The 22,622-nt window shown below is 57.3% G+C and carries 22 protein-coding genes and 1 pseudogene; 5 read left to right on the top strand and 18 right to left on the bottom strand.

All coding sequences use genetic code 11. From position 1 onward, the window contains the following. The 5 genes and pseudogenes from BM029_RS26370 to argA all read right to left on the bottom strand — a co-directional run. Positions 1-167: pseudogene (locus BM029_RS26370) on the bottom strand (IS110 family transposase); the annotation flags it as partial. 218 nt (positions 168-385) lie between these two features. After that, entirely contained in the window at positions 386-634 is a 249-nt protein-coding gene (locus BM029_RS25735; RefSeq protein WP_139217308.1) for a hypothetical protein, read from the bottom strand. A 29-nt stretch (positions 635-663) separates the two neighbouring features. Beyond that, complete coding sequence (locus tag BM029_RS20455; protein ID WP_092439205.1) at positions 664-3,420, bottom strand: M16 family metallopeptidase; 2,757 nt, start codon at positions 3,418-3,420, stop codon at positions 664-666. A 186-nt stretch (positions 3,421-3,606) separates the two neighbouring features. Further along, positions 3,607-3,879: an oxidative damage protection protein gene (locus tag BM029_RS20450; RefSeq protein ID WP_092416255.1), complete on the bottom strand. Its 273-nt coding sequence runs from the start codon at positions 3,877-3,879 to the stop codon at positions 3,607-3,609. Between the two features lie 109 nt (positions 3,880-3,988). Then, positions 3,989-5,299 (bottom strand): amino-acid N-acetyltransferase, encoded by a 1,311-nt coding sequence (gene argA, locus BM029_RS20445; protein ID WP_092393506.1) that lies wholly within the window; start codon positions 5,297-5,299, stop codon positions 3,989-3,991. 106 nt (positions 5,300-5,405) lie between these two features. On the opposite strand from argA, the gene BM029_RS20440 reads away from it, so the two are divergent. Beyond that, complete coding sequence (locus BM029_RS20440) at positions 5,406-5,912, top strand: hypothetical protein (RefSeq protein WP_139217307.1); 507 nt, start codon at positions 5,406-5,408, stop codon at positions 5,910-5,912. Between the two features lie 30 nt (positions 5,913-5,942). Here BM029_RS20440 and BM029_RS20435 read toward each other — a convergent pair whose 3' ends face one another. The 9 genes from BM029_RS20435 to BM029_RS20395 all read right to left on the bottom strand — a co-directional run bounded on the left by BM029_RS20435 (position 5,943) and on the right by BM029_RS20395 (position 14,890). Continuing rightward, the gene (locus tag BM029_RS20435; protein WP_170851158.1) at positions 5,943-6,290 is read right to left on the bottom strand and encodes a copper-binding protein; all 348 of its coding nucleotides are present in this window, start codon (positions 6,288-6,290) and stop codon (positions 5,943-5,945) included. A gap of 310 nt (positions 6,291-6,600) precedes the next feature. Then, positions 6,601-7,692: a tartrate dehydrogenase gene (locus BM029_RS20430; protein WP_092439201.1), complete on the bottom strand. Its 1,092-nt coding sequence runs from the start codon at positions 7,690-7,692 to the stop codon at positions 6,601-6,603. Between the two features lie 110 nt (positions 7,693-7,802). Next, the gene (locus BM029_RS20425) at positions 7,803-8,135 is read right to left on the bottom strand and encodes a copper-binding protein (protein ID WP_092439199.1); all 333 of its coding nucleotides are present in this window, start codon (positions 8,133-8,135) and stop codon (positions 7,803-7,805) included. Positions 8,136-8,170: 35 nt separating this feature from the next. Beyond that, positions 8,171-8,656 carry a cupredoxin domain-containing protein gene (locus BM029_RS20420; protein ID WP_092439215.1) on the bottom strand — a complete coding sequence of 162 codons (486 nt, stop codon included), beginning with the start codon at positions 8,654-8,656 and terminating at the stop codon, positions 8,171-8,173. Between the two features lie 63 nt (positions 8,657-8,719). Continuing rightward, entirely contained in the window at positions 8,720-10,048 is a 1,329-nt protein-coding gene (locus BM029_RS20415) for a multicopper oxidase family protein (RefSeq protein ID WP_092439197.1), read from the bottom strand. Next, positions 10,045-11,457, bottom strand: a complete 1,413-nt coding sequence (locus BM029_RS20410) for a TolC family protein (RefSeq protein WP_092439195.1) — start codon at positions 11,455-11,457, stop codon at positions 10,045-10,047. The genes BM029_RS20415 and BM029_RS20410 overlap by 4 nt, the downstream gene beginning before the upstream one ends. Before the next feature lie 145 nt (positions 11,458-11,602). Further along, positions 11,603-11,995, bottom strand: coding sequence for a hypothetical protein (locus tag BM029_RS20405; protein ID WP_092439193.1), 393 nt, complete (start codon positions 11,993-11,995; stop codon positions 11,603-11,605). A gap of 47 nt (positions 11,996-12,042) precedes the next feature. Beyond that, positions 12,043-12,432, bottom strand: a complete 390-nt coding sequence (gene cueR / locus BM029_RS20400) for a Cu(I)-responsive transcriptional regulator (RefSeq protein ID WP_092439213.1) — start codon at positions 12,430-12,432, stop codon at positions 12,043-12,045. Between the two features lie 4 nt (positions 12,433-12,436). Next, a complete protein-coding gene (locus BM029_RS20395; protein ID WP_092439192.1) occupies positions 12,437-14,890 on the bottom strand; it encodes a heavy metal translocating P-type ATPase in 2,454 nt (817 codons plus the stop codon). Positions 14,891-15,108: 218 nt separating this feature from the next. On the opposite strand from BM029_RS20395, the gene BM029_RS20390 reads away from it, so the two are divergent. Together BM029_RS20390 and BM029_RS20385 are read left to right on the top strand one after the other, a co-directional pair. Next, on the top strand, positions 15,109-15,714 hold the full coding sequence (locus tag BM029_RS20390; protein WP_092439190.1) for an amino acid synthesis family protein: 606 nt from the start codon (positions 15,109-15,111) through the stop codon (positions 15,712-15,714). A 137-nt stretch (positions 15,715-15,851) separates the two neighbouring features. After that, complete coding sequence (locus tag BM029_RS20385; RefSeq protein ID WP_092439188.1) at positions 15,852-16,049, top strand: heavy-metal-associated domain-containing protein; 198 nt, start codon at positions 15,852-15,854, stop codon at positions 16,047-16,049. A 75-nt stretch (positions 16,050-16,124) separates the two neighbouring features. Here BM029_RS20385 and BM029_RS20380 read toward each other — a convergent pair whose 3' ends face one another. Genes BM029_RS20380 through yjgA form a run of 4 tightly spaced genes read right to left on the bottom strand, consistent with a single transcriptional unit; the run spans position 16,125 to position 19,170 of the window. After that, positions 16,125-16,793, bottom strand: a complete 669-nt coding sequence (locus BM029_RS20380) for an alpha/beta hydrolase (RefSeq protein WP_092439186.1) — start codon at positions 16,791-16,793, stop codon at positions 16,125-16,127. 49 nt (positions 16,794-16,842) lie between these two features. Continuing rightward, on the bottom strand, positions 16,843-17,886 hold the full coding sequence (locus BM029_RS20375; protein WP_244545146.1) for a TRAP transporter substrate-binding protein: 1,044 nt from the start codon (positions 17,884-17,886) through the stop codon (positions 16,843-16,845). Between the two features lie 53 nt (positions 17,887-17,939). Continuing rightward, positions 17,940-18,557, bottom strand: coding sequence for a molybdopterin adenylyltransferase (gene mog, locus BM029_RS20370; protein WP_092439184.1), 618 nt, complete (start codon positions 18,555-18,557; stop codon positions 17,940-17,942). A gap of 4 nt (positions 18,558-18,561) precedes the next feature. Next, on the bottom strand, positions 18,562-19,170 hold the full coding sequence (gene yjgA / locus BM029_RS20365; RefSeq protein ID WP_092439182.1) for a ribosome biogenesis factor YjgA: 609 nt from the start codon (positions 19,168-19,170) through the stop codon (positions 18,562-18,564). 76 nt (positions 19,171-19,246) lie between these two features. Here yjgA and pmbA point away from each other — a divergent pair, with 76 nt between their 5' ends. Together pmbA and BM029_RS20355 are read left to right on the top strand one after the other, a co-directional pair. Continuing rightward, positions 19,247-20,611: a metalloprotease PmbA gene (gene pmbA, locus BM029_RS20360; protein ID WP_092439180.1), complete on the top strand. Its 1,365-nt coding sequence runs from the start codon at positions 19,247-19,249 to the stop codon at positions 20,609-20,611. Positions 20,612-21,067: 456 nt separating this feature from the next. Further along, a complete protein-coding gene (locus BM029_RS20355) occupies positions 21,068-22,618 on the top strand; it encodes a sugar ABC transporter ATP-binding protein (protein WP_092439178.1) in 1,551 nt (516 codons plus the stop codon). Positions 22,619-22,622 lie beyond the last annotated feature (4 nt).

Raw genomic sequence — 22,622 nt, 5'->3', positions numbered from 1 at the left:
CCACCGCAGGCTTCCATGCCAATCAGGCAAGGTGCCAGATTGGCAAAATGGGACAGAAAACCAGCCCGTTTGAGCTGCTTGCTCCTGATCTCGCCGGTCTCTGTTTCCACCCAATGCAACTGAAAAACAGTCTTTGCAATGTCAACACCAATTACGGTATTCTTCATTTCGGGTTCTCCTGTCTTAAGTGGTTTTTGCGAACCTCTACTTTGGCACAATGATGCCGTTGACAGCGAGAACCCGCCTTCCGAATTCCATCCCGTCTTGTCAGCTTCGCCCCTGAGGGGGAGGCGTCCATTCCATTTCTTTTGCTTCGCCTGCGCGGCCCGGCCAAAAGAAAGTAAGCAAAGAAAAGGCGACCGCAAAGCCACTGCCTTCCCTTCGGTCAGGTTCCCAAATGTGTCACGTGCCAATCGGGTGGAAAGACCAACTCGCTGCGCTCAAACATGTTCCCCCACAATTCCCGAGGCCACATTTGGCAGCGTCCCCATGCGGAAGGCACGTCAAAAGCCACTGCAACGGCAACTTCAAAAGCCAATTCAACGGCAACTTCAAAAGCCAATTCAACGGCAACATCAACGTCAACAGCAAAAAAAAAAGCCGCCGCCGTGTTCGCACATTTAATTGCGAACACGACAGCGGCTTTTTTGAGTTGCCTGACTCTTAAGGTTTCACCGCCACGGCAGTATTTGCCTTTGCTTCATCACGCACAATCACCACGCTCAGTTTGGCGGGATCAATGTGTTTGCGGAACACTTCGTTGACTTGCTCTACCGTCAGGGCGCTGATCTTGTCTTCGATCTGTTTGCTCCAGGCGAAGGTGCGGTTGAGGTCGAGCAACCTGGCCCAGCCGGCGCTGAGGGCGCTGTCTTGGGCGCGGGCGCGTTGGTTTTCTTGCAGGATGCCGGACTTGGCGCGGGCTAGTTCGTCGGCGCTGAAACCGTCCTTGAGTGCGCGTGACAGCTCTTCCTTGACTGCAGCATCAACCCTGCCCAGGTTTTGCGGTGCGGCTATGGCTTGTACCGAGAACCTGGCGGCGCGGCTGATGGCGTTGATGTCTACCGATGAACCGATGCCGTAGGAGAGGCCTTCTTTTTGACGCACTCTGTCCATCAACCGGGATTTCAAACTGCCGCCGCCGAACAGGTAATTGGCTACCATCATTGCCGGATAATCGGCATCGTCGTCACGCATGTCGAGGTTCTCACGCGCTACGTAAAAGCCATTTTCCTTGTCTGGGGAATTGATGGTTTTCTGCAGTGGCGCCACATCGAAATTCTGCCGGATCACGCGCTGGTATGGCGCCGCGCTTTTCCATGTGCCGAACTCGTCCTGGACTACCTTGGTGACTGCCGCGACGTCGAAATCGCCGACGATGGCCAATTCGCCTTGCGAGGCGCCATAGAAATCGTGATGGAAGGCGCTGACATCAGCCAGGGTGGTGGCCTGGATTGCGGCGATTTGCTGATCTACGCTTTGCGCTGCCAGCCAGTGGCCTTGCGGATATTTGTTGAAGTGCTGGGCGATGGCTTCGGCTGCCAGCGTGTTCGGCTCGTTGCGCGATGCTTCCAGGCTGACCAGGGATTCCTTGCGCAGGCGATCGAATTCGGCTGGATCGAAGCGCGGTTGCTTGAGTACGCTGGCGACCAGTTTCAAGGCGGCGGGCAGGTTGCTGCGCGTGGTCTGGAATTGCGTCAGGCTGCCGCTGATCTTGAGTTTGGAAAACTCGTCGGCCAGCTGCTCGCGCGTTAGTGTGCTGCTGCCGCGCATCAGCATGGCATCCGCCAATTCGGATGCAGTCTTTTTGCCAAACAGGGTTTTTTCATCGCCCCATTGCAAGTTCAGCTTGACCGAGACGGTTTCGCCGCGGGTCTTTTTCGGCAACAAGGCGAGTTTCAAACCGCCTACCTGCGAGCGCTGGGTACGAGCATCGATATTGGCTTGTGATGGATCGAACGCTTCGCCGTCAGCGATCGCTTGCTGTGGCTTGTAGTCTTTGAGCAGTTCAGCCACGCTTGGCGCTGCCGGCACATCGGCGCGTTGCAGCTGATCTTCCGGCAAGAACATGCCGACGGTGCGGTTATCGCGAGTGAAGTAGTGTGCTGCGGCTGTCGCCACTTGTGCCGAGGTAACCTTGTTGGAACGGTCGCGGCCGAGGAACAGCAAACGCCAGTCGCCTAGTGCAATCGTGCTGGACATGGCGACGCCGACGCGTTGATGGTCGTTCAACAGTTTTTCAAAGCTGTTGGCATTCGCCAGGCGGACACGTTCCATTTCTTCTGGCGTTGGCGGGGTTTTTGCAAATTGCTCGACACCGTCGATCAAGGCTTGCCGTACCGGTTCGATCGGCTCGCCTTTCTTGACTACTGCGGCAATGATTTCCAGGCCGGGCGCATAACCTGTCATCTCGTAATTAAACACGGCTGTAGCTTTGCCGGTTTCCACCAGCGATTTATGCAGGCGGCCGTTGGGAGTGTCTGCCAGAATCGTTCCAGCGTAGGACAGGGCATCGCTGTCAGGATGCAGTTCGCTTGGAATCTTGTAGGCTACAGCAACGATCTGCACGTCGCCCTGGCGCCGTATGGTCACGCTGCGTTCGCCGTCCTGGGTCGGTTCCACGGTCCAGAAATCGCGCATCTTGCGGGTCGGCTTCGGCAGTTTGCCGAAGGCCTGGTTGACCCAGGCCAGGGTCTTGGCCGGGTCGAATTTGCCGGCGATCAGCAGCACCGCGTTGTCCGGCTGATAGTAGGTTTTATAAAAGGCTTGCAGATTTTCTATCTTGACGTTTTCGATATCGCTGCGGTTGCCGATGGTCGGCTTGCCGTAGTTGTGCCAATCGTATGCCACTCCCTGCAGGCGCTTGATCAGAACGCCGAACGGCGAGTTCTCGCCCTGTTCGTATTCGTTGCGCACCACGGTCATTTCGCTATCGAGGTCTTTCCTGGCGATAAACGAATGCAGCATGCGATCGGCTTCCATGTTGATCGCCCATTTCAGGTTGTCGTCGCCGGCCTGGAATATTTCATAGTAATTGGTGCGGTCGACATTGGTGGTGCCGTTGAACGACATGCCGCGCTGGCTGAAATCCTTGGGAATCGAAGGATGGGTCGGAGTGCCCTTGAACATCAAGTGTTCCAGCAAATGCGCCATGCCGGTTTCGCCGTAATTCTCGAAACGCGATCCGACCAGGTAAGTCATGTTGACGGTTACCGTAGGCTTGGAGGAGTCGGGAAACAGCAAGACTTTGAAGCCGTTGGCAAACTGGTATTCGGTGATGCCTTCAGCGGACGGACCCTGGGTCACGCCGGCCGGAAGGGCGGTTGCCGCTTCTGTGATGCCGGTGAAGCCGATGCCGCAGGCGGTAGCCAGCAAGCAAGACAAAAGGCGATTGGACCAAGGGCGTTTACGGAATAGATGCATGAAATTTCCGATCTGTGGGGAAGGTGAATCGATAAATATACGCGTATATCCGGTTAAGGATAATTACTTGAATCCAGGCTGGGTTGCGGCGCATTGGCCCGCAATGGGATGCTACCCCAGGCAAAATAAATCTTGCTTATTTTGCCACAGAGGTAGGCGGGAGGAGAGATATTCTGGAGCGGTTGCTTATTCGGTCGGAGGCACGTAGCCGGTAGCTGCATCGGCGCCGTCGCCGAAGAAGTGCTTTTCCATCTGCGTCGCCAGATATTTGCGGGCCCGCACATCGGCCAGGTTCAGGCGGTTTTCATTGACCAGCATGGTCTGGTGCTTGAGCCAGCCGGCCCAGGCTTCTTTCGACACGCTTTCATAGATGCGCTTGCCCAGCTCGCCCGGATACGGCGGGAAGTCCAGGCCTTCAGCCTCTTTGTCCAGTTTGATGCAATGAATGGTACGTGCCATGGTTTTTCCTTGTAGATGTTGCGAGCTGCTGTGTTAGCTGCTCGCTTGTAAGATCAATTGAATAGGGGATAGTTCGACCGGGGCCGGGTTTTGACTTAAGGTTTTGATTTTATAGCGTCTTGATCAATACCAGCGATTTCCGTTGCCAGTTATACATGTGCTGGCGATCCTTCGGCAGGTCGTCGACGGTGGCGTGGACGAAGCCGCGCCGCAGGAACCAGTGCGAGGTACGGGTAGTCAGCACGAACAGCTTGGTGAAGCCTGCCGCACGCGCCCGGCTTTCCATATGTTTCAGGATACGCTCGCCGTCGCCCTGCGCCTGGACTTCCGGATTGACCGTGAGGCAAGCCATTTCCGCCATTTTTTCGGTCGGGAAAGGATATAGGGCAGCGCAGCCGAAGATCACGCCGTCATGTTCGATGACCGAGAAGTAATGAATCTCGCGTTCGATCAGTTCACGGCCGCGTTTGACCAGGGTGCCATCGTTTTCCAGCGGTTCGATCAGTTTCAGGATACCGCCGACGTCTTCAATCGTGGCTTCGCGCAGGCTTTCCAGGTTTTCGTAGGAAATCATGGTGCCCACGCCATCGTGGGTAAACAATTCCAGCAAGACCGAACCGTCGGTGGCGAACGGCACCACGTGGGCGCGCGGCACGCCGGCGTTACAGGCCTTGATCGCGTGCTGCAGATAGAAGGCGGAATCGGCCGGCAGGCAACCGCTGTCCAATACAGCTTGTGCCTGGTGCGAGGACAACTCGCGGATTTCAGTCTCGCCGGCGTCTTTCATCAACGGTGTTTCGCTGATGAAAATCAGCTTTTCGGCGCGCAGCGAGATTGCCGCCGCGACCGCCACGTCTTCCATGGTCAGGTTGAAAGCTTCGCCAGTCGGCGAAAAGCCCAGCGGCGACAGCAATACCAGGCCGCCGGCGTTGAGGATTGGATGGATAGTGTCGTAGTCGATCTTACGTACCACGCCGGTCAACTGCAGGTCGGCGCCGTCGATCACGCCCAGCGGACGGGCAGTGACAAAGTTGCCAGAAATGATACGAATCGCGGCATGCGCCATCGGCGTGTTGGGCAAGCCCTGGCTGAAGGCAGCTTCGATATCCAGGCGCAGTTCGCCTGCAGCTTCCTTGGCGCATTCCAGCGCAGCCGTATCGGTAATCCGCAAACCGTTGTGAAAACGCGCTTCTACGTTACGCAGCGCCAGCTGCTCTTCGACCTGCGGTCGGGAGCCGTGCACAATAACCACCTTGATGCCAAGCGCATGCAGCAGCGACAAGTCTTGCGCCAGCACCGGCAAGGCGCCGGCGGTGACCAGTTCGCCCGGAAAGGCGACAACAAAGGTCTTGCCGCGAAAGGCATGGATATAGGGTGCGACCGAGCGCAGCCATTGTACGAATTCATTGGGATTTTCCATGCCGCACATTATAAGGGGAAATGGCTGGGGGCAGCGGGTAGGGTGGCGGTGTATCGCGAAGTGACCGCAGCGTCGTCCGCAATGCGATAATCCGGGCATGACAAATATGCTTACACCAACAATTACGGTCGAGTTCGAACCCGGCGACGTGCAAGGACTGTTGCAACACGCAGAAGCGGCGGCCGGACATCTGCCCTGCATGGGCGATCAATTTGTCGCCAGGTATTATCCCGGCGGTAAAGTGATTACCAAGAACGACTGGCCAGATATCAGCCAGATCGACATCGCCAGGATCCCGCCGGCCTTGTTTCTGGTCAACGACTCATTCCTGATGAGTAACGGTATCGACCCGGCACAAGCCATCGTCTGCGTTTATAAAAACGGCCACGTCGCCTCGGAGCAGCAAAACGAGAGCGATGCTTTTGCGCTGGGTTCGGAAGAATTGCCCAATGTGACGCGGATACTGGTCCGCGATTTTGCAGGGATAGAGAACGCGCAGAAAATCCGGATCACGTTTCAGCATGATCCGCGCAAGGGGCCGGTGGTGTCGCTCGAAGTGGTACCGCAAAACGGCGAGCCGGCGGAGATCAGGATAGTCAATCGCCGTCAGTAACGACGGCAATCTCCTCGGCAGTTTCGCCGCTTATCGATTAGCCAATTCCAGGCTGACTATAGTCAACGCACCGTCAACCTTATCGACGGCAAACTCGATCTTGTCGCCAGCCTTGAACTGTTCCAGCATGACCGGATCGCCAGCTTTGTACAGCATGGTCATGGCCGGCATGCCGAAGTTGGGGATTTCTGCATGCTTGATGGTGATCTTGCCGGTGCCGCTATCTACCTTGCGTATTTCTCCGGCCACCATCGGCAGCGCGGTCTGGTCTGCCGGCGTGGTTTGCATCTCGGTGTTGTCGCTGTTGGCTGCCATGCTGCTCAGGGGCAGGCCAATGATTAATGTGGTGAGGATGACGATTATCTGCAGGTATTGCATGGTCAGAGTCCTTTCAAACTGGGTGATTCAATATCGCATTACTTGGATGGCATAAGGCTTTCCAGGATGACTTGATGCATATGGGGGCGATGGGGGTGCATATCAAGCGTCGCAGTGCCGACGCCTCGCCGGGAGATGTTGATACTCCATTATTGCGGGCAAAAAGTACCGGTTTTTTACAGCTCGTTACGAAATGCCAAAGTGACACTTTTTTGAAATATTTCACTCGTCATCTCTCTGGCGCGCCTCATTACGAAACGCGCCATCGCCGACATGACTCCGTGACGACTCCGTGAATTTCAGGATCCCGTCATGCAGTATCGCCGATCAGGCGAGCGATAGCTTGCCCCATCTCGGTGGTAGAGGCATTTCCACCCAGGTCGGGTGTATGCGGCCCACTTGCCAGCACTGACTTGATCGCGGCGACGATGGCGTCATGTGCTTCCCGGCCCGCACCGCTGCTGTTGGTAAGGAAATCTAGCATCATGGCGCCGGACCAGATCATCGCCACCGGATTGGCGATATTCTTGCCGTAGATGTCGGGTGCGGAACCATGTACCGGCTCAAACAGCGACGGGAAATTGCGCTCCGGATTCAGGTTGGCCGATGGCGCCAGGCCGATAGTGCCGGTACATGCCGGTCCCAGGTCGGACAGGATGTCGCCGAACAGATTGGAGGCGACCACCACGTCGAAGCGTTGCGGCTGCAGTACGAAACGGGCGCACAGGATATCGATGTGCTGCTTGTCCCAGGTGATATCCGGGTAGGTGCCGGCGACTTCCGCTGCCCTGGCATCCCACCAGGGCATGGAAATCGAAATGCCGTTGCTTTTGGTGGCCACGGTGACGTGTTTGCGGGCGCGGGTCCTGGCAAGGTCGAATGCATACTTGAGTACGCGCTCGGTGCCGCGGCGCGAAAACACGGCCTGCTGCATGACGATCTCGTGCGGCGTGCCTTCGTACATGATGCCGCCGACCGATGAGTATTCTCCTTCCGTGTTTTCACGCACGATCATCATGTCGATGTCGCCCGCGCCACGTCCCGCCAGCGGACTGCGCACGCCTTCGAAAGTCTGTGCCGGGCGCAGGTTGATGTATTGGTCGAATTCGCGACGGAATTTCAGCAACGATCCCCATAAGGATATGTGATCGGGGACGATGACGGGCCAGCCGACCGCGCCGAAATAAATAGCATCCATCCCGGCCAGTTGCGCCTTCCAGTCCTCCGGCATCATGCTGCCGGTTTGTGCGTAGTAATCGCAACTGGCCCAGTCGAATTCCGTCATTTCGAGCGTGATGCCAAAGCGTTTTGCGGCGGCTTTGATCACGCGCAGGCCTTCTGGCATGACCTCCTTGCCGATGCCGTCGCCGGCAAGTATGGCGATCTTGTATGTGGCGTTCATGATGTCCTGTTCTGTGGCGTTGTCGGCGCGGGGATGTACAGCCTTACTTGCAGCGTGATGCAGAACATTATATTCACTCTGATGTCCATCGTCTCATGTGCTGATAAATCTCAATCGCCAGCCTGCATCTGAGTGACGGTCAAGGTGCCGTTAGTCTTTTCCACGACAAAATTTATCTTGTCGCCGGGCTTTACCTGATCCAGCATCGCCGGGTCTTTAACACGAAACACCATCGTCATCGGCGGCATATCCAGGTTCACCAATGGACCATGCTTGATCGTAATCTTGCCTGCCTCTTTATCGATTTTTCTCACTTCTCCGGCCGACATGGCCGCTGTGTCAGCGGGCTTGATTTCCTCGGCAGCTACCGCCGAAAGCGGCAAGTTAAACGAAGCGGTTAACGTCAAGGCGAGTGCCGCAAATAGAACGGAACTTGTTTTCATGAGAATTCCTTTGTTGTATATCCGGTTGAAAAATATTATTTAACGATGATGTTTCCGCGCATGCCAGCTTCAAAATGTCCCGGCTCCAGGCAGGCGAATTCAAATGTGCCGGCTTTGCCAAATTGCCAGATCAGCTCGCCGGTTTTACCGGGTTCAACCGATACCTGATTTGGATCGGAATGTTCCATTTCCGGGAATTTCGCCATCATGGCCGCGTGCTCCTTCAATTCATCGACAGAACCAAGAACCATTTCGTGCTTTAGCTTGCCGGAATTCTTGACGATGAATTTGACGGTTTCACCACGCTTGACCGAGATGGTCGCAGGCGTGAAACGCATCGTGTCGTTCATGTCGACGTTCATGGTTTTCGTTACGTTTCCGGCAACCCCGGGTTTACCTAATGCAGCCGCATGTCCGTCCTGTTTTTCGGTGGCGACACTGTGTTCTGGTTCGTCGTGGGCGAAGGCATTGAGGGATAACAGCGATAAAGCCAGAACTGATGCAATTAATATGGATTTCATGGAAATATCCTTTTCGTTAAAAAATAAAATATCGGTGTGCTTCGGCGCGGAAGCCGGGTTCAATTAAATTCGATCAGGCGCCCGGGTGGCGGCTGGCATCGCGGCATCACCGCCTTTCCACTCATAGGCGACAGTGCCGGCCGGATGCTTGTACCAGCCGGGATCTTTGTAATCGTTGCTGGCGAGGCCTTTGCGTACCTTCATCGTAGTAAACATGCCGCCCATTTCAATCCCCCCGAACGGGCCGGCGCCGCTCATCATCGGCAGGGTGTTGTCTGGCAGTGGCATTTCCATATCGCCCATCGAGCCGCCTTTGTCACCCATCACCATGTAGTCGGGAATCAGCCGGTTGATTTTTTTCAATACCGATTTCTGGTCGACGCCGATCATGGTCGGCACCTCGTGGCCCATGGCATTCATGGTGTGATGCGATTTATGGCAATGCAACGCCCAGTCGCCTGGCTCGCTGGCGTCGAATTCAATCGCGCGCATCTGGCCGACGGCGATATCGGTGCTGACTTCCGGCCAGCGGCTGGCCGGTGGAGTCCAGCCGCCATCGGTGCCGGTCACCACGAATTCGTGGCCGTGCAGGTGGATAGGGTGGTTGGTCATGGTCAGGTTGCCGACCCGGATCCGGACCCGGTCATGCTGTCGCACCACCAGCGGATCGATGCCGGGAAAGGCGCGGCTGTTCCAGGTCCACAGGTTGAAGTCGGTCATTTGATTGACCCTGGGTGTAGCGGCGCCAGGTTCGATGTCATAGGCGTTCAGCAAGAACACGAAATCGCGGTCGACCCGCATCAGCGACGGGTCTTTCGGATGGGTAATCCAGAAGCCCATCATGCCCATCGCCATCTGCACCATTTCATCGGCATGCGGGTGGTACATGAACGTGCCGGCACGGCGCGCCACGAATTCATAGACGAAAGTCTTGCCGGGCGAGATACCCGGCTGGGTCAGGCCGGTGACGCCATCCATGCCATTCGGCAAACGCTGGCCGTGCCAGTGCACGGAGGTATGTTCCGGCAATTTGTTGGTCACGAAAATCCGCACCCGGTCGCCTTCCACTACCTCGATCGTCGGCCCCGGGCTCTGGCCGTTGTAACCCCACAGATTGGCTTTCATGCCGGGCGCGATTTCGCGCACTACCGGCTCTGCCACCAGATGGAATTCCTTGACGCCATTATTCATGCGCCACGGCAGCGTCCAGCCGTTCAAGGTGACAACCGGTTGATAAGGGCGGCCGTTGGCGGGACTAAGCGGAGGCTGGGTGCTGGCTTGGGTTTGCAATACGGCTTCCGGCAGGCTGGCGGCGCCGATCCGGCTGACGGCGGTAGCGCTGACCGCCAGCGCCGAGCCTTGCAAAAAGGCGCGTCGTGATAAGTGCTTCATGGTTGTTTTCCTTGTGGTTTTGCGGGCGCAGGCGAAGATGACGGTGCAGGTGTAGAGATTGGCAGAGAACCGCCGAGCGCCAGTTGCATCTCGCTGTCTGCCAGCCAGAAATTGCGGTTGGCGTCGATGGCGGCATTGACCGCATTGGCTTGTTCACGGGCATCGGCCAATAGTTCGAATACGCTGGACAGCATGCCGTTGTAGCGCAGCAGATATTCATCCGACACCCGCTTGCGCAAGGGCACCACCTGATCGTTGTAGTGCCGCGCCAGATCGTAGGCACTCTGGTAGCCCTGATAGGCAACGCGTACCTGCGACTGGGCATCCACGGCGGTGGCCGCGAGACGATGCGCAGCTTGCATATAGATCGCTTCCGATTTGGCAATGCGTGCGCCACCCCAGTCGAACAAGGGGATTTCAAGACTGATTTGATAGCCGGTTTCATGTGGGATGCCTGGTTCGGAGTTATGCAGGTACGCCAGGTCCAGCACATTGATGAAGCGGGTAGCCTGATTCAATCCCAGCGTTGCCTGCAAGCCTTCGACTTCCAGTTTGGCGGCAGCGATGTCCAGCCGCTGCGCCATGGCGAGATTCTCAGCATCTTGCAAAGAGGGACGCTGGGCTGGCAGTTCCGGCAAACGCGGCGGCAGTTGCAATGTAATTTGCGCAGAACCGAGGCCCAGCAGCCGGATCAACTGTTCACGTGCGACCACTGCCTGCTGGCGCGAGCGCGTCAATTGCGTCACAGCGTCGGCATGAAACGCTTGTTCGCGCGCCAGTTCCAATTGATTGAAATTACCAGCCTTAGCCATCTTGCCGGCCAGTTCGCTGCCAGCTGCTGCGGCGCTTTCGACTTGCTCCTGATAGGTAATGCTCTGGTTAGCCGCAACACTTTGGTAATAAGCGCTGCGGGTCTCGGCGGCTACCTGCAGGATACGATTGACAGTCGTCAATTTGCTGACCTCGAACTGGCGTTGTTCGATTTTCGAACTCGTCGGCAGCACCAGCAGGCCCATGAGCGCCATCGAAAAGCTGCGGTCTATCTTGAGATTGTCGCCGCTGCGGGTGCGGCCGAAGCTGAAGCCGGGATTCGGCAAACGGCTGGCTTGCACCAAATTTGCTTCGGCAATCCCGAGTTCCTGATAATCGGCTTGCAGGTTGCGGTTGTTGAGCAAGGCGATTTGTACCGCAGCATCGGCTGTGAGCGGCTGTTGCAGCAGTTTCTGAACGGTATCCCGCGCTTCGCTGTGTTCCTGTTCGGAGCGCGGCTGAGCCGGGGCTTGTCCCAGCCGTTGTTTGGTAACCTCGCTGACTTCGCCAAAACCGTGATCGGCGCTCAAGCTGGCGCAACCGGTCAGGGCGACCAGCAACGCGGCAGGCAGCATGCGCCTGCGTAAAAAAATGAACATGATGTCCTCGTTAGCCGAACAATGGAGCAATGCCTGGCTGCCGTGAGGCCACGGTCAAAGACACGCGGCAGACGTAGCCAGAGCATGGCCCATCAATCAAACTTGCCGATCCCGGTCGGGCGGCAAGACGTTTGAGTTGGGAGTGTTACGCGAGGACTGAGGGCGGTCGTTCGGGGTTTTCCGGGGTGTAGCCGACAAAACCTGAAAGTGGAAACTGCGTGAAATGCATGGGGGGGAACGGTTGCGCTGCCGATAATGCCGACTGCATGGGAATCACACCTACGCAGCAAGCCGCGCAGGAGCTGCAGGAGCTTGAATTTTTGTCGTGCGATGAGTGTTCAAGATTGCCGTGTTGAGCCTTGGACGGCACGTCTGCATTTTGCGCATGCATATGATGCGCCATTGCGGCATCATCGCTGACGGCGGTGGCCTTTTCCGAGGCGCAAAAAACCATCGCCGCCGCTGCATATCCCTGTATCGGGAGCGTCAGCGCCAGCAATAAAATCAGCAGGTTTCTGAGTTGGTTCATGGCAAACATGAATGGGATTCTAGCATTGATTCATGTTACTTAATGCAGCTGTTTGGCTACTGCCTGGCCAGGCCTTCAAGAATCGGGCAATCGGGCCGCGCATCGCCGTGACAATGGCAGGCCAATTGTTCCAGCGTGGCTTTCATGGCTTGCAACTCCTTGATCTTTTCGTCTAATTCAGTGATATGGTCCAGCGCCAGTTGCTTCACTTTGCTGCTGGGGCGCGACTGATCCAGCCAGAGGCCGATCAGCTCGGCAATCTGTTTCATCGAAAATCCCAGCAAGCGGCCCTGGCGGATAAAACGCAGCAGATGGATATCGCGTTCGGCATAAGTACGGTAGCCGCCGTCGCTGCGGCTGGCTTTCGGGATCAGGCCGGTTTCTTCATAGTGCCGTATCATTTTGGCCGAAACGCCTGAAGCCTGTGCGGCGTCGCCGATATTCATTGCATTAGTCGACATGTGGAGTTCCCTTGAAAGATGAAGGCCGCCAGCGGCGCAGCAGCAGGGCGTTGCTGACCACGCTGACGCTGCTGAACGCCATCGCCGCACCGGCCAGCACTGGATTCAGGTAGCCCAGTGCCGCCAGCGGAATGCCGATCAGGTTGTAGATGAAAGCCCAGAACAGGTTCTGACGGATCTTGTTGTAAGTGCGGCGCGAGATATCGATAGCATCCGCGACCAGACCCGGATCGCCGCGCATCAGCGTGATGCCGGCGGCCTGCATGGCGACATCGGTGCCGGTCGACATGGCGATGCCGACATCGGCGGCAGCCAGCGCCGGCGCATCGTTGATGCCGTCGCCGACCATGGCGACCACGGCGGCGCCGGATTTGAGATCGGTGATCACCCTGGCTTTTTCACCCGGCAGGATTTCTGCATGGACCTCGGTGATTCCCAGCTGCCGGCCGACGGCGTTGGCGCTGCCGTGGTTATCGCCGCTCAGCATGGCAACCCGGATCGAACGTTGTTGCAATTGCTGGATCGCCACCCTGGCGGTCGGCTTGATTTCGTCGCCGAAAGCCAGCAAGCCATTGAGCAGTAATTTGCCATTATCTTCGGTGGCGAGCCAGGAAACGGTACGGCCTTCAGCTTCCAGCGTCCTGGCTTCGTTTACCAATGTCCCGAGGTCGACGCCCAGTTCCTGCATCCAGCGCGAGCTACCCAGATAACATTGCCGATCGCCGACAGTAGCTTGCACGCCGCGTCCGGCGACGCTTTGCACCTTGCTCGCGTTGAGTGACGCTGGTAATTCTTTTTTATCTGCGGCGGCGATGACTGCGCGCGCCAGCGGATGTTCGCTGCCGCGTTGCACAGCAGCGGCAAGTGTCAGCAAGTCGTCGCTGGCGGTTGCGTCTTGTGCGCGGGGCAGCAAGGCCAGCAAAGTCGGATGCCCGACCGTCAAGGTACCGGTTTTGTCGAAGGCCACGACATTGATGCGATGGGCGATTTCGAGCGCTTCCGCATCCTTGATCAAGATGCCGAAACGGGCGGCGATCCCGGTGCCGGCCATGATCGCTGTCGGCGTCGCCAGTCCCAGTGCGCATGGGCAAGCGATCACCAGCACTGCCACTGCGTTGAGCAAGGCTTGCTGCCAGTCGCCGCTGCTCAAGCCCCAACCCAGCAGGGTTACGGCGGCGATTAGCAGGACCACCGGCACGAAGACCGCGCTGACCTGGTCTACCAGGCGCTGGATCGGCGCTTTGGCGGCTTGCGCATGCTCCACCATGCGGATGATGCGGGCCAATGTGGTTTCGGCGCCGATTGCGGTGGTGGTCACCAGCAGCAAACCTGCGCCGTTGATGGCGCCGGCGGTTACCCGGTCGTGCAGTTGTTTTTCTACCGGCAGGCTCTCGCCGGTCAACAAGGATTCGTCGACCTGGCTATGACCCTCCACCACCAGGCCGTCAACCGCGATGCGTTCGCCGGCACGCACCACCACCAGATCGTTGATCTGCAGGTCGGCGATGGCGATCTCGCGGTCAACGCCGTCGCGCCGTACGGTGGCACGTTCCGGACGCAGCGCATTCAAGGCGCGGATGGCGTCGGCGGTCTGGCGTTTGGCGCGGGTTTCCAGCCATTTTCCGAGCAGCACCAGCGTGATCACCGCCGCCGATGCTTCGAAGTACAGATGCGCCATCGCGCCATGTGCGGCCGTCAGCAGCAAATACAGCGATAACCCATAAGCAGCGCTGGTGCCTAGCGCCACCAGCAAATCCATATTGCCGGTGCCGGCCTTCAGGGCGCGCCAGCCGGCGCGATAGAAACGCGCACCGAGCCAGAACTGTACCGGCGTCGCCAGCGCCAGTTGCCACCAGCCAGGCAGGGCCCAGCTGCCGCCGAAGGGCATCAGTAGCATCGGCAGGACGAGAGGCAGGGTAAACAGCGCAGCAACGGCGACCGGCCACCAGCTCGGCAATGGACGCATGCTTGCCGATGCTTCTAGTGCGGGCTTTGGTAACGAGGCTTCATAGCCGGCAGCCTTGATTGCGGCTATCAATTTGGCGACAGGCACCACGCCGGCAGTAGTCAGCGTGGCTTTCTCGCTGGCCAGATTGACGGCGACGGTTTGTACGCCGGCCACTTTGTGCAGTGCCTTTTCCACCCGGCTGACGCAGGAAGCGCAACTCATACCCTCGATATCCAGCGTTAATTCCTGCTGCCTGACCTGGTAGCCGGCTTTTTCCACCGCGGCGACCAGCGGCCCGATGGTGTTTGCGTCATCGGCTTGCACGGTCGCCAGTTCGGTCGCCAGGTTAACGCTGACCCCACGTACGCCGGCAACTTTGCGCAATGCTTTTTCGACATGGGAGACGCACGATGCGCAGGTCATGCCGTCGATCGCTAATTGGAATTCTGTCGTCTGGGTTGCTTGAGTTGCTTGTATGGTGCCGGCGCTGCTCATGATGGGCTCAACTTGACGAGTGGGGATAATGCATGATCAGCCTTCCCATGATGGGAAGGTCAAGCACAATTTTAACAGTTCGCCTTTTGTGCTGCCAAAACCTCTACTGCTTATATGTAATGGGCTATACGGCAAGGGGAACAAGTGCGTTATAATTAATGTACACGAATTTTGTATACTAAAATCATCAACGCTCATCAACTAGCCGGGAATCCCTCATGACCAAACCAGCCAATTTCGAAAATTATCATATCCGCAAGTGGTACACCCAGATCGACGACACCCTGGCCAATGAAAACGGCGTGCTGGCCGATGGAAGCTTGTTGCGCAAGATCGTGATCGCCGCAGCCATCCACAATCCCTATGCCGGGCGTTTCAGCGAAAACCTGGAACTGATCCTGGCTAATTCACCTGCGCTCGGCCATGAGTTCGGCCGTCGCATTGTCGCCGCGCTGGGCCAAGACCAGGTGGAAAGCTACGGCAAGGCTTGCATCGTCGGTATCGGCGGCGAATACGAGCACGGCAATGCCTTCCTGACGCCAGCCATGGTAATGCCTATCCGCGAAGCCATCGGCGGCGGCAAGGCCTGGATTCCATCGTCGGGCAAGCGCGGCGTACCGGGTACTGAACTCGATATTCCGCTGGCCCACAAGAATGCCTTGTATGTGCCATCGCACTACGACACTGTGACTACTCAATTCTTCGATGCACCTAACGCGGACGAAATCGTGGTGGCGTTTGCAGTGGCGACACGTGGCCGCCTGCATGCGCGCCTGGGTGGTTTGAAAGCCAATGAAATCGAAGGCAAGAACGGCTTGAACTAAGTCGCTCGCGATGCCCTGCAGCGGGTTTGGATCGTTTGCTTTTCGTATTGCGTCAATTAGGGCTTGACCTTGCCATGATGGGAAGGTCTATAGTTGATACCGGTACCTAACCAATCTATTCAAGACGGAGCAGGAAAATGATCGAATTCAATGTGCAGGACATGACTTGCGGCCATTGCGCCGGCCGCATTACCAAAGCCATCGCTGGTGTTGATGCAAACGCCAAGGTGGATATCAAGATAGAAGGGCGGACCGTGTCAGTTGAGAGCAGCGCAACTGCGGACGAGCTTGCTGAAGCGATCACGGATGCCGGTTATACGCCGCAGGTGAAATAAATTTTGCCGAGAAAAAAGCCCGCATGCAATGCGGGCTTTTTTATGGGTTGGTGCTGCAGCGTGTTTTATGCCGAATTATGCCAACACACGGCGCAACCAGTTACCGATATCTTCAACCTCTTCCGCGCACACCGAATGCGGCATCATGTATTCATGCCATTCAACCTGATAGCCGAGTTGCTTGAGCAAGTCGCGCGATTTTTCTGCGCGGTCGATCAGCACGACCGGATCGCCACGGCCATGCGCCTGGAAAATCGGCGTGTCCTGGTTGGCGGCATTGCGTTCTTCGGCCGTCTTGTCGCTCAGCGGCAGGTAACCGGACAGGCACATCAGGCCAGCCAATTTTTGCGGATAACGCAAACCGGTTTGCAGCGCCATCGCGCAACCTTGTGAAAAACCGGCGATGACGATTTTGTCGGCTGCAATCCCGAGTGCGATCTGTTGCGCGATCAAGGCTTCGATTTCAGTTTGCGATTTGCGCAAGCCGGCTTCGTCTTCGCGGCGGATCAGATCGGTAGTCAGGATGTCGTACCAGGCCGGCATCACATAGCCATTGTTGATGGTCACCGGTATCGCCGGCGCACTCGGGAAAACGAAGCGGATGCCGGGACAGCCGGTCAGATCCAGTTCTTTCACGATCGGTACAAAATCGGAGCCGTCGGCGCCGAGGCCGTGCATCCAGATGACGGCGGCGGTCGGTGTTTCGGAGGTGGCGATTTCCAGGGTTTCGAGAGTGCTTGACATTAGGTGTTCCGGATAGAGAGTGGATGATTAATCGGTGCTGGCTGCCGGTCTATTTAGACGCTTGCGACGCTTGTGAAGCTTGTGACGCGCCCGTGAGGCAGAGTTCGACGATATCGGTGGCATTGGCCTTTTGCTGCCAGGCCGAAACCTGGCTTCTTGCAGCGCTGCGCAGACTGTCTTGTATCTCTTGCGCAGGCGCCAGATTCAGCGTCATTTTATGCTCGCGCATGCGTGCGTAATTGCTGGCAATGCGATCCTTGACGTTGCTCCAGGAACCGGCTGCGGTACGTTTGGCGGCTTCAGTCAGTATCGCCTGCTGTTCCGGTTTCAACCGCTGCCAGACCTCCTGGTTGATGACGGTGTAACTCAGCGGAATCGAATAGCTGACGGCGCTGAAATTGCCCAGCTGTTCCCACAAGCGGTTACCGGCGCCGCCGTCGCCTGATGACAGTACGGCGTTCAACTCACCGGCAGCCAGTTTGGGTGGAACCGCCGAAAACGGTAAATTCACGCTGTGCGCACCGACCTGCTCAAATACAGCGCGGCTATTTTCGTCGTAGGTGCGAATCCGCAGCGCCTTCAAAGCCGCCAGATCAGTCAATGGCGCCGCCGACCAGATACCGGACGGCGGCCACGGCGTGACGTACAGCAGGTGCGCGTTGAGTTTGCTCAGATGCTGCTCAACAGCAGGCTGCGAGCAACCGGCGAGCGCCTTGGCATCGTCAAAATTATTTACCGTGAACGGCAGTGAAGACAGCAAGAAGAAAGGATCGCTGGCGCCCACGATGCCGGCAAATAGCGTGGCCATTTCGACCTTGCCTTCGCTCACTGCGCTGACCTGGGCGCTGCCCTTGAACGGGTTCAGTGCTTCCTGCTCAGTGCTGATGGCGAGTGCGTCGCCCGCCAGTAATTTGACGTTGGCGGTAAACTGCAAATCGGCAGCGGCAGTGATCGAGGTCGCCGGATACTCATTGGTCAGGCGCAAAGTTTGGGTTTGCGCCAGCAAGGGTAGGGGCGAGCTCAGCGCCAGCATCAATAGCGGCAGGAGCAATGCTCGGGCAATGCAGGGTTTGGAGGCGACCGCTGGCAACATGGGTGCTGTTCGCAAAAAAGTTGGGTAAGGAAAGGAGGGTTTGCCCGCGCCGGCTACGCTGGTTTGATCGCCGATTTCGGCCGGAATGCCTTGCAGACCGCTTCGTCGGTTTCGATATACGGACCACCGATCAAATCGATGCAGTAAGGCACCGCAGCAAAAATGCCGGATACTTTCTGCTTGCCGTCGGCATCTTTCAAGCCTTCCAGGGTTTCCTTGATGGCTTTCGGCTGGCCTGGCAGGTTCAGGATCAGGGCCGCATGGTCGGCACTCTCGCGTATCACCGCGACCTGCCGCGACAGGATCGCCGTAGGCACGAATTGCAGGCTGATCTGCCGCATCTGTTCGCCAAAACCTGGCATTTCCTTGGTGGCGACCGCCAGCGTTGCTTCCGGCGTCACATCGCGCCGGGCAGGGCCGGTGCCGCCGGTGGTCAGCACCAGGTCGCAATGATGTTTATCAGCTAACTCAATCAAGGTTTGCTCGATCAGCGCGCGTTCGTCGGCAATCAGGCGGGTCTCGACTTCCCACGGACTGGTGAGCGCCGTCGCCAGCCAGTCTTGCAGGGCAGGGATACCTTGATCCTGATAAACACCGGTGCTGGCGCGGTCCGAAACCGACACCAGGCCGATCTTCAAGCTTTGCTTCGGTTCAGGATTAGTTGCGCCCATCGTATTAATTGTGCTGGTCTTCGTCGCCATCGTCCTCGTGCTCGCTGTCGTCCTCGCCATCCCGGTCGGCCGAAGGTTTTTGCAATTGCTTCAGCAACTGGAAAATTTCGCGATAAGCCTTAGGCGGCTTGTTCTCGGCTTGTTCCTTGCGGCCATTGCGGATCAGAGTGCGGATGTGCTGCACGTCCAGTTCCGGATGCTGCGCCAGCAATTCGGTCAGCGCGTTATCGTCCTTCAGCAGGCGGTCGCGGTGGCGTTCCAGCGCGTGCATGGCGGCGGTATCGGCTTTCGACAAACCTCTCCAGCTATCCAGGGTTTTCTGGATTTCGGCGATTTCGTGCGGCTCCAGCGTACGCATCTTCTTGCCTACGTACTGAGTCTGGCGGCGGCGTCCTTCGTGATCCTTGATTTGCTGGCACTCGAGGATGGCGTCGCGCACATCTTCCGGCATCGGCACCCGCTTTACGCGGTCGCGCGATTCGGCAATCAGCTCTTCGCCGAGCTTCTGCAATGCAGTCATCTCGCGCTTGAGCTGGGACTTTGAGGGGCGATCGTATTCTTGTTCGAACTCACTGGACTGAAAGCCGCAGGAGCCACGATTGGGATTTGGCATGATGTTAAGGGTACTTCCATACTGTAAACGACTGCTATGATAACCGTTTTATACCTTTTTCGAAGAAAACCGACCCATGAGCGATTCCGTATTCATACATAGCCAAGAGCAATTGCAACAACTTGCGCAGGACGTTTTGCGCTATGCACGGGAAAAAGGCGCTTCCGGCGCCGCCGTTGAAATCAGCGAAGGCAGCGGTTTGTCGGTGGGCGTGCGCAAGGGCAGCGTCGAAACCATCGAGCAAAACAAGGACAAAGGGATGGGCGTCACCGTCTACCTGGGCGAGGAAGGCCATACCCGGCGCGGCAATGCCAGCACCTCCGATTTTTCGGCAAAAGCCCTGCAAGACACGGTCGAAGCGGCGTACAACATCGCCCGCTTTACCGCGGAGGATGATTGTGCCGGCTTGCCGGATGTTGATACTATGGAAATGAATCCACTGGATTTGAAACTGTGCTCACCGTGGCTGATTTCTGCCGAAGAGGCGGTTGAGCTGGCAAAACGTTGCGAAGCGGCAGCATTTGCCGTTGATAAACGTATCACTAATAGCGAGGGCGCCGGCGTCTACGCCCAGCAATCGCACTTTGTCAGCGCCAATTCGCGTGGTTTCATGGGTGGCTATCCATTTTCGCGGCACACCATTTCGGTCGCGCCTATCGCTGGCAAGGGCAGTAAGATGCAGCGCGACGACTGGTATTCGTCGATGCGCGATGCGAAGCAGCTGGCCAAGCCGGAAGCAATCGGCCGTTACGCCGCAGAGCGTGCGTTGGCGCGGCTAAACGCGCGTCAGCTGGATACCCGCAAGTGTCCGGTACTGTTCGAAGCGCCATTGGCGGCAGGCTTGCTGGGGGCTTTCGTGCAAGCGGTGTCGGGCGGTGCGTTGTATCGCAAGTCGACCTTCTTGCTGGATTCGCTGGGCAAGTCGGTATTTGCGCCGCATATCCAGATTGTGGAAGATCCGCACGTTATCGGCGCAGTGGGTTCGGCGCCGTTCGATGAAGAGGGCGTCAAGACGCAGCGCCGCGATGTGGTCAAGGATGGTGTAGTGCAGGGGTATTTCCTGTCGACCTATTCGGCACGCAAGCTGGGCATGAAAACTACCGGCAATTCCGGTGGCTCGCATAACCTGAGCATCACTTCTTCGCTCACCAAGTCTTCGGATGATTTCAAGGCGATGCTGAAGAAGCTCGATACCGGCTTGCTGGTGACGGAATTGATGGGGCAAGGCGTCAACTATGTCACCGGCGATTATTCGCGCGGTGCCTCCGGTTACTGGGTTGAAAAGGGTGTGATCCAATATCCGGTCGAGGAAATCACGATTGCCGGCAACATGAAAGACATGCTGGCGCAAATCGTTGCGATCGGCGCCGATACGCTGATTCGCGGCACCAAGCAAACCGGCTCGGTGCTGATTGAAAGCATGACCGTGGCAGGGAACTGATCGAGGGTATTCCGACACTCTGCGCCAAGCGGTTTTAGCGGTTACCCGGAGCTGTATCCGACACCTCCTTCGCGGAGGTGTTTTTTTTCCTCCATCATTTATGTTGTGTAAATATCAAAAAAAGCAAGCGCTTGCGCAAGCGCTTGCTTTCATCTAATATTGATCGCAAATCAGGTCGTTATAACTAGCTCGGCAGTTGTCCGGCAGTTGCGCTACCCAGGTAAAAACAAATACGCAAGGAGACAAATGAATATCCCGCATCCCATAGAGGCGCTACGGCCTCGTTCCACACCTCTCTCAAAAACCGAGATTGAACGATCGCTCGCAATACAGAAATTGCCGACGGAAATATTTTGTTAATTGGTTTGCAATATTTTCATCCGGCCATACGAACTGTTTTATCCATGTGATCGTTTTTATAAAAAATGATCGATCAGTCAAATTTAGGGGCTACTCATGAAACCTGAATCAGGCGCAACACCGATTCTCGAGATGCGCGGCATCTCCAAGACCTTCAGCGGCTTGAAGGTGCTGAAGGAGGTCGACCTGACCGTATTTGCCGGCGAAGTCCATGCCTTGATGGGCGAGAACGGCGCCGGCAAGTCGACGCTGATGAAAGTCCTGTCGGGCGCCCATCAGGCCGATGCCGGCGGCGAGATCCGCATCGACGGCCAGCGGGTGGCCAGTTACGGCCCGCGTGCCGCCAAGGAGCACGGTGTCGCCGTCATCTATCAGGAACTGAGCTTGTGCCCGAACCTGAGCGTGGCGGAGAACATCTATCTCGGCCGTGAACTGCGCGGGCGCAGCTGGACTGTCGACCGCAAGGCGATGGAGGCAGGTTGTGTGGATGTATTGAACCGCCTGGGCGCCGATTTCAAACCGCAGACCAAGGTCAGCACCTTGTCGATCGCGGAGCGTCAACTGGTGGAAATTGCGCGGGCGATCCATGCCCACGCCAGGATCCTGGTGATGGATGAGCCGACTACGCCGCTGTCTTCGCGTGAGACTGATCGTCTATTTGCTTTGATCAGGCAATTGCGCCAGGAGGGTTTGGCGATTGTCTATATCAGCCATCGGATGGCTGAAATATATGAGCTTTCGGACCGGGTCTCGGTACTGCGCGATGGCAAGCACGTCGGCATGCTGGCGCGCGAGGATTTGTCGGCCGAAGCGCTGGTAAAAATGATGGTTGGACGCGATCTGTCCGGTTTCTACAAGAAAGAACATGCGCCTTACGATCCCGGCAATGTCGTCATGCGGGTGCGCGATATGGCCGATGGCCGCCGGGTTCGAGGTTGCAGTTTCGATCTGCATGCGGGCGAAGTGCTGGGCGTCGCCGGCCTGGTCGGCGCCGGCCGTACCGAACTGGCACGTCTGATTTTTGGCGCCGATCCGCGGATTTCCGGCACGCTTGAAGTGGCCGGCAAGGCGGTGGCATCGCTGCGTGGCCCGGTCGATGCGATCCGCGCCGGCGTGGTGTATCTGACCGAGGATCGTAAATCACAGGGCTTGTTCCTGGATATGAGCGTGCGCGACAACATCAATGTCTGCGCTTGTGTGCCCGATGCCAGTTATGGCGGCGTGCTGAATCGCCGTCGCGGCGCGCAACGTGCCAGCGAGGCCATCAAGTCGCTGGCGATCCGGGTTGCCTCTCCGAATATCAACGTCGGTGCGCTGTCGGGCGGTAATCAACAAAAAGTATTGCTGGCGCGTCTGCTGGAAATCAAGCCGCATGTGCTGATCCTGGATGAGCCGACGCGCGGTGTCGACATCGGCGCCAAATCTGAGATCTACCGGATCATCAACGAGCTGGCGCAAGCCGGTATCGGGGTGGTGGTGATTTCCAGCGAGCTGCCGGAAATCGTCGGTACTTCGGATCGCGTACTGGTGATGCGTGAAGGTGAGCTGGTGGCGGAGCTGGGTGGTCATTCAGGGCGTGAAATCAGCCAGGAAAACATCATCGAACTGGCCACCGGCGCCCAGCAGGTCGAACCACAAGCAGCCTGAACAT

Origin of the sequence: Collimonas sp. OK607 (assembly GCF_900111995.1) — a bacterium.
Classification (GTDB): domain Bacteria; phylum Pseudomonadota; class Gammaproteobacteria; order Burkholderiales; family Burkholderiaceae_D; genus Collimonas.
Note: the sequence above shows the minus strand (reverse complement) of the source record. Positions and strands in the feature narration are given on the sequence as shown.

Bases quoted from the DNA above. Each gene is read 5' to 3' on its own strand.
- BM029_RS20390 (WP_092439190.1), top strand. From the start codon at position 15,109: ATGACCAAACCAGCCAATTTCGAAAATTATCATATCCGCAAGTGGTAC.
- BM029_RS20405 (WP_092439193.1), bottom strand. From the start codon at position 11,995: ATGTTTGCCATGAACCAACTCAGAAACCTGCTGATTTTATTGCTGGCG.
- BM029_RS20420 (WP_092439215.1), bottom strand. From the start codon at position 8,656: ATGAAATCCATATTAATTGCATCAGTTCTGGCTTTATCGCTGTTATCC.
- BM029_RS20415 (WP_092439197.1), bottom strand. From the start codon at position 10,048: ATGAAGCACTTATCACGACGCGCCTTTTTGCAAGGCTCGGCGCTGGCG.
- BM029_RS20440 (WP_139217307.1), top strand. From the start codon at position 5,406: ATGCTTACACCAACAATTACGGTCGAGTTCGAACCCGGCGACGTGCAA.
- BM029_RS20430 (WP_092439201.1), bottom strand. From the start codon at position 7,692: ATGAACGCCACATACAAGATCGCCATACTTGCCGGCGACGGCATCGGC.
- yjgA (WP_092439182.1), bottom strand. From the start codon at position 19,170: ATGCCAAATCCCAATCGTGGCTCCTGCGGCTTTCAGTCCAGTGAGTTC.
- BM029_RS20425 (WP_092439199.1), bottom strand. From the start codon at position 8,135: ATGAAAACAAGTTCCGTTCTATTTGCGGCACTCGCCTTGACGTTAACC.
- BM029_RS20450 (WP_092416255.1), bottom strand. From the start codon at position 3,879: ATGGCACGTACCATTCATTGCATCAAACTGGACAAAGAGGCTGAAGGC.
- BM029_RS20395 (WP_092439192.1), bottom strand. From the start codon at position 14,890: ATGAGCAGCGCCGGCACCATACAAGCAACTCAAGCAACCCAGACGACA.
- BM029_RS20455 (WP_092439205.1), bottom strand. From the start codon at position 3,420: ATGCATCTATTCCGTAAACGCCCTTGGTCCAATCGCCTTTTGTCTTGC.
- BM029_RS20380 (WP_092439186.1), bottom strand. From the start codon at position 16,793: ATGTCAAGCACTCTCGAAACCCTGGAAATCGCCACCTCCGAAACACCG.
- argA (WP_092393506.1), bottom strand. From the start codon at position 5,299: ATGGAAAATCCCAATGAATTCGTACAATGGCTGCGCTCGGTCGCACCC.
- BM029_RS20385 (WP_092439188.1), top strand. From the start codon at position 15,852: ATGATCGAATTCAATGTGCAGGACATGACTTGCGGCCATTGCGCCGGC.
- mog (WP_092439184.1), bottom strand. From the start codon at position 18,557: ATGGGCGCAACTAATCCTGAACCGAAGCAAAGCTTGAAGATCGGCCTG.
- BM029_RS20410 (WP_092439195.1), bottom strand. From the start codon at position 11,457: ATGTTCATTTTTTTACGCAGGCGCATGCTGCCTGCCGCGTTGCTGGTC.
- BM029_RS20355 (WP_092439178.1), top strand. From the start codon at position 21,068: ATGAAACCTGAATCAGGCGCAACACCGATTCTCGAGATGCGCGGCATC.
- cueR (WP_092439213.1), bottom strand. From the start codon at position 12,432: ATGAATATCGGCGACGCCGCACAGGCTTCAGGCGTTTCGGCCAAAATG.
- pmbA (WP_092439180.1), top strand. From the start codon at position 19,247: ATGAGCGATTCCGTATTCATACATAGCCAAGAGCAATTGCAACAACTT.
- BM029_RS20375 (WP_244545146.1), bottom strand. From the start codon at position 17,886: ATGTTGCCAGCGGTCGCCTCCAAACCCTGCATTGCCCGAGCATTGCTC.
- BM029_RS20435 (WP_170851158.1), bottom strand. From the start codon at position 6,290: ATGCAATACCTGCAGATAATCGTCATCCTCACCACATTAATCATTGGC.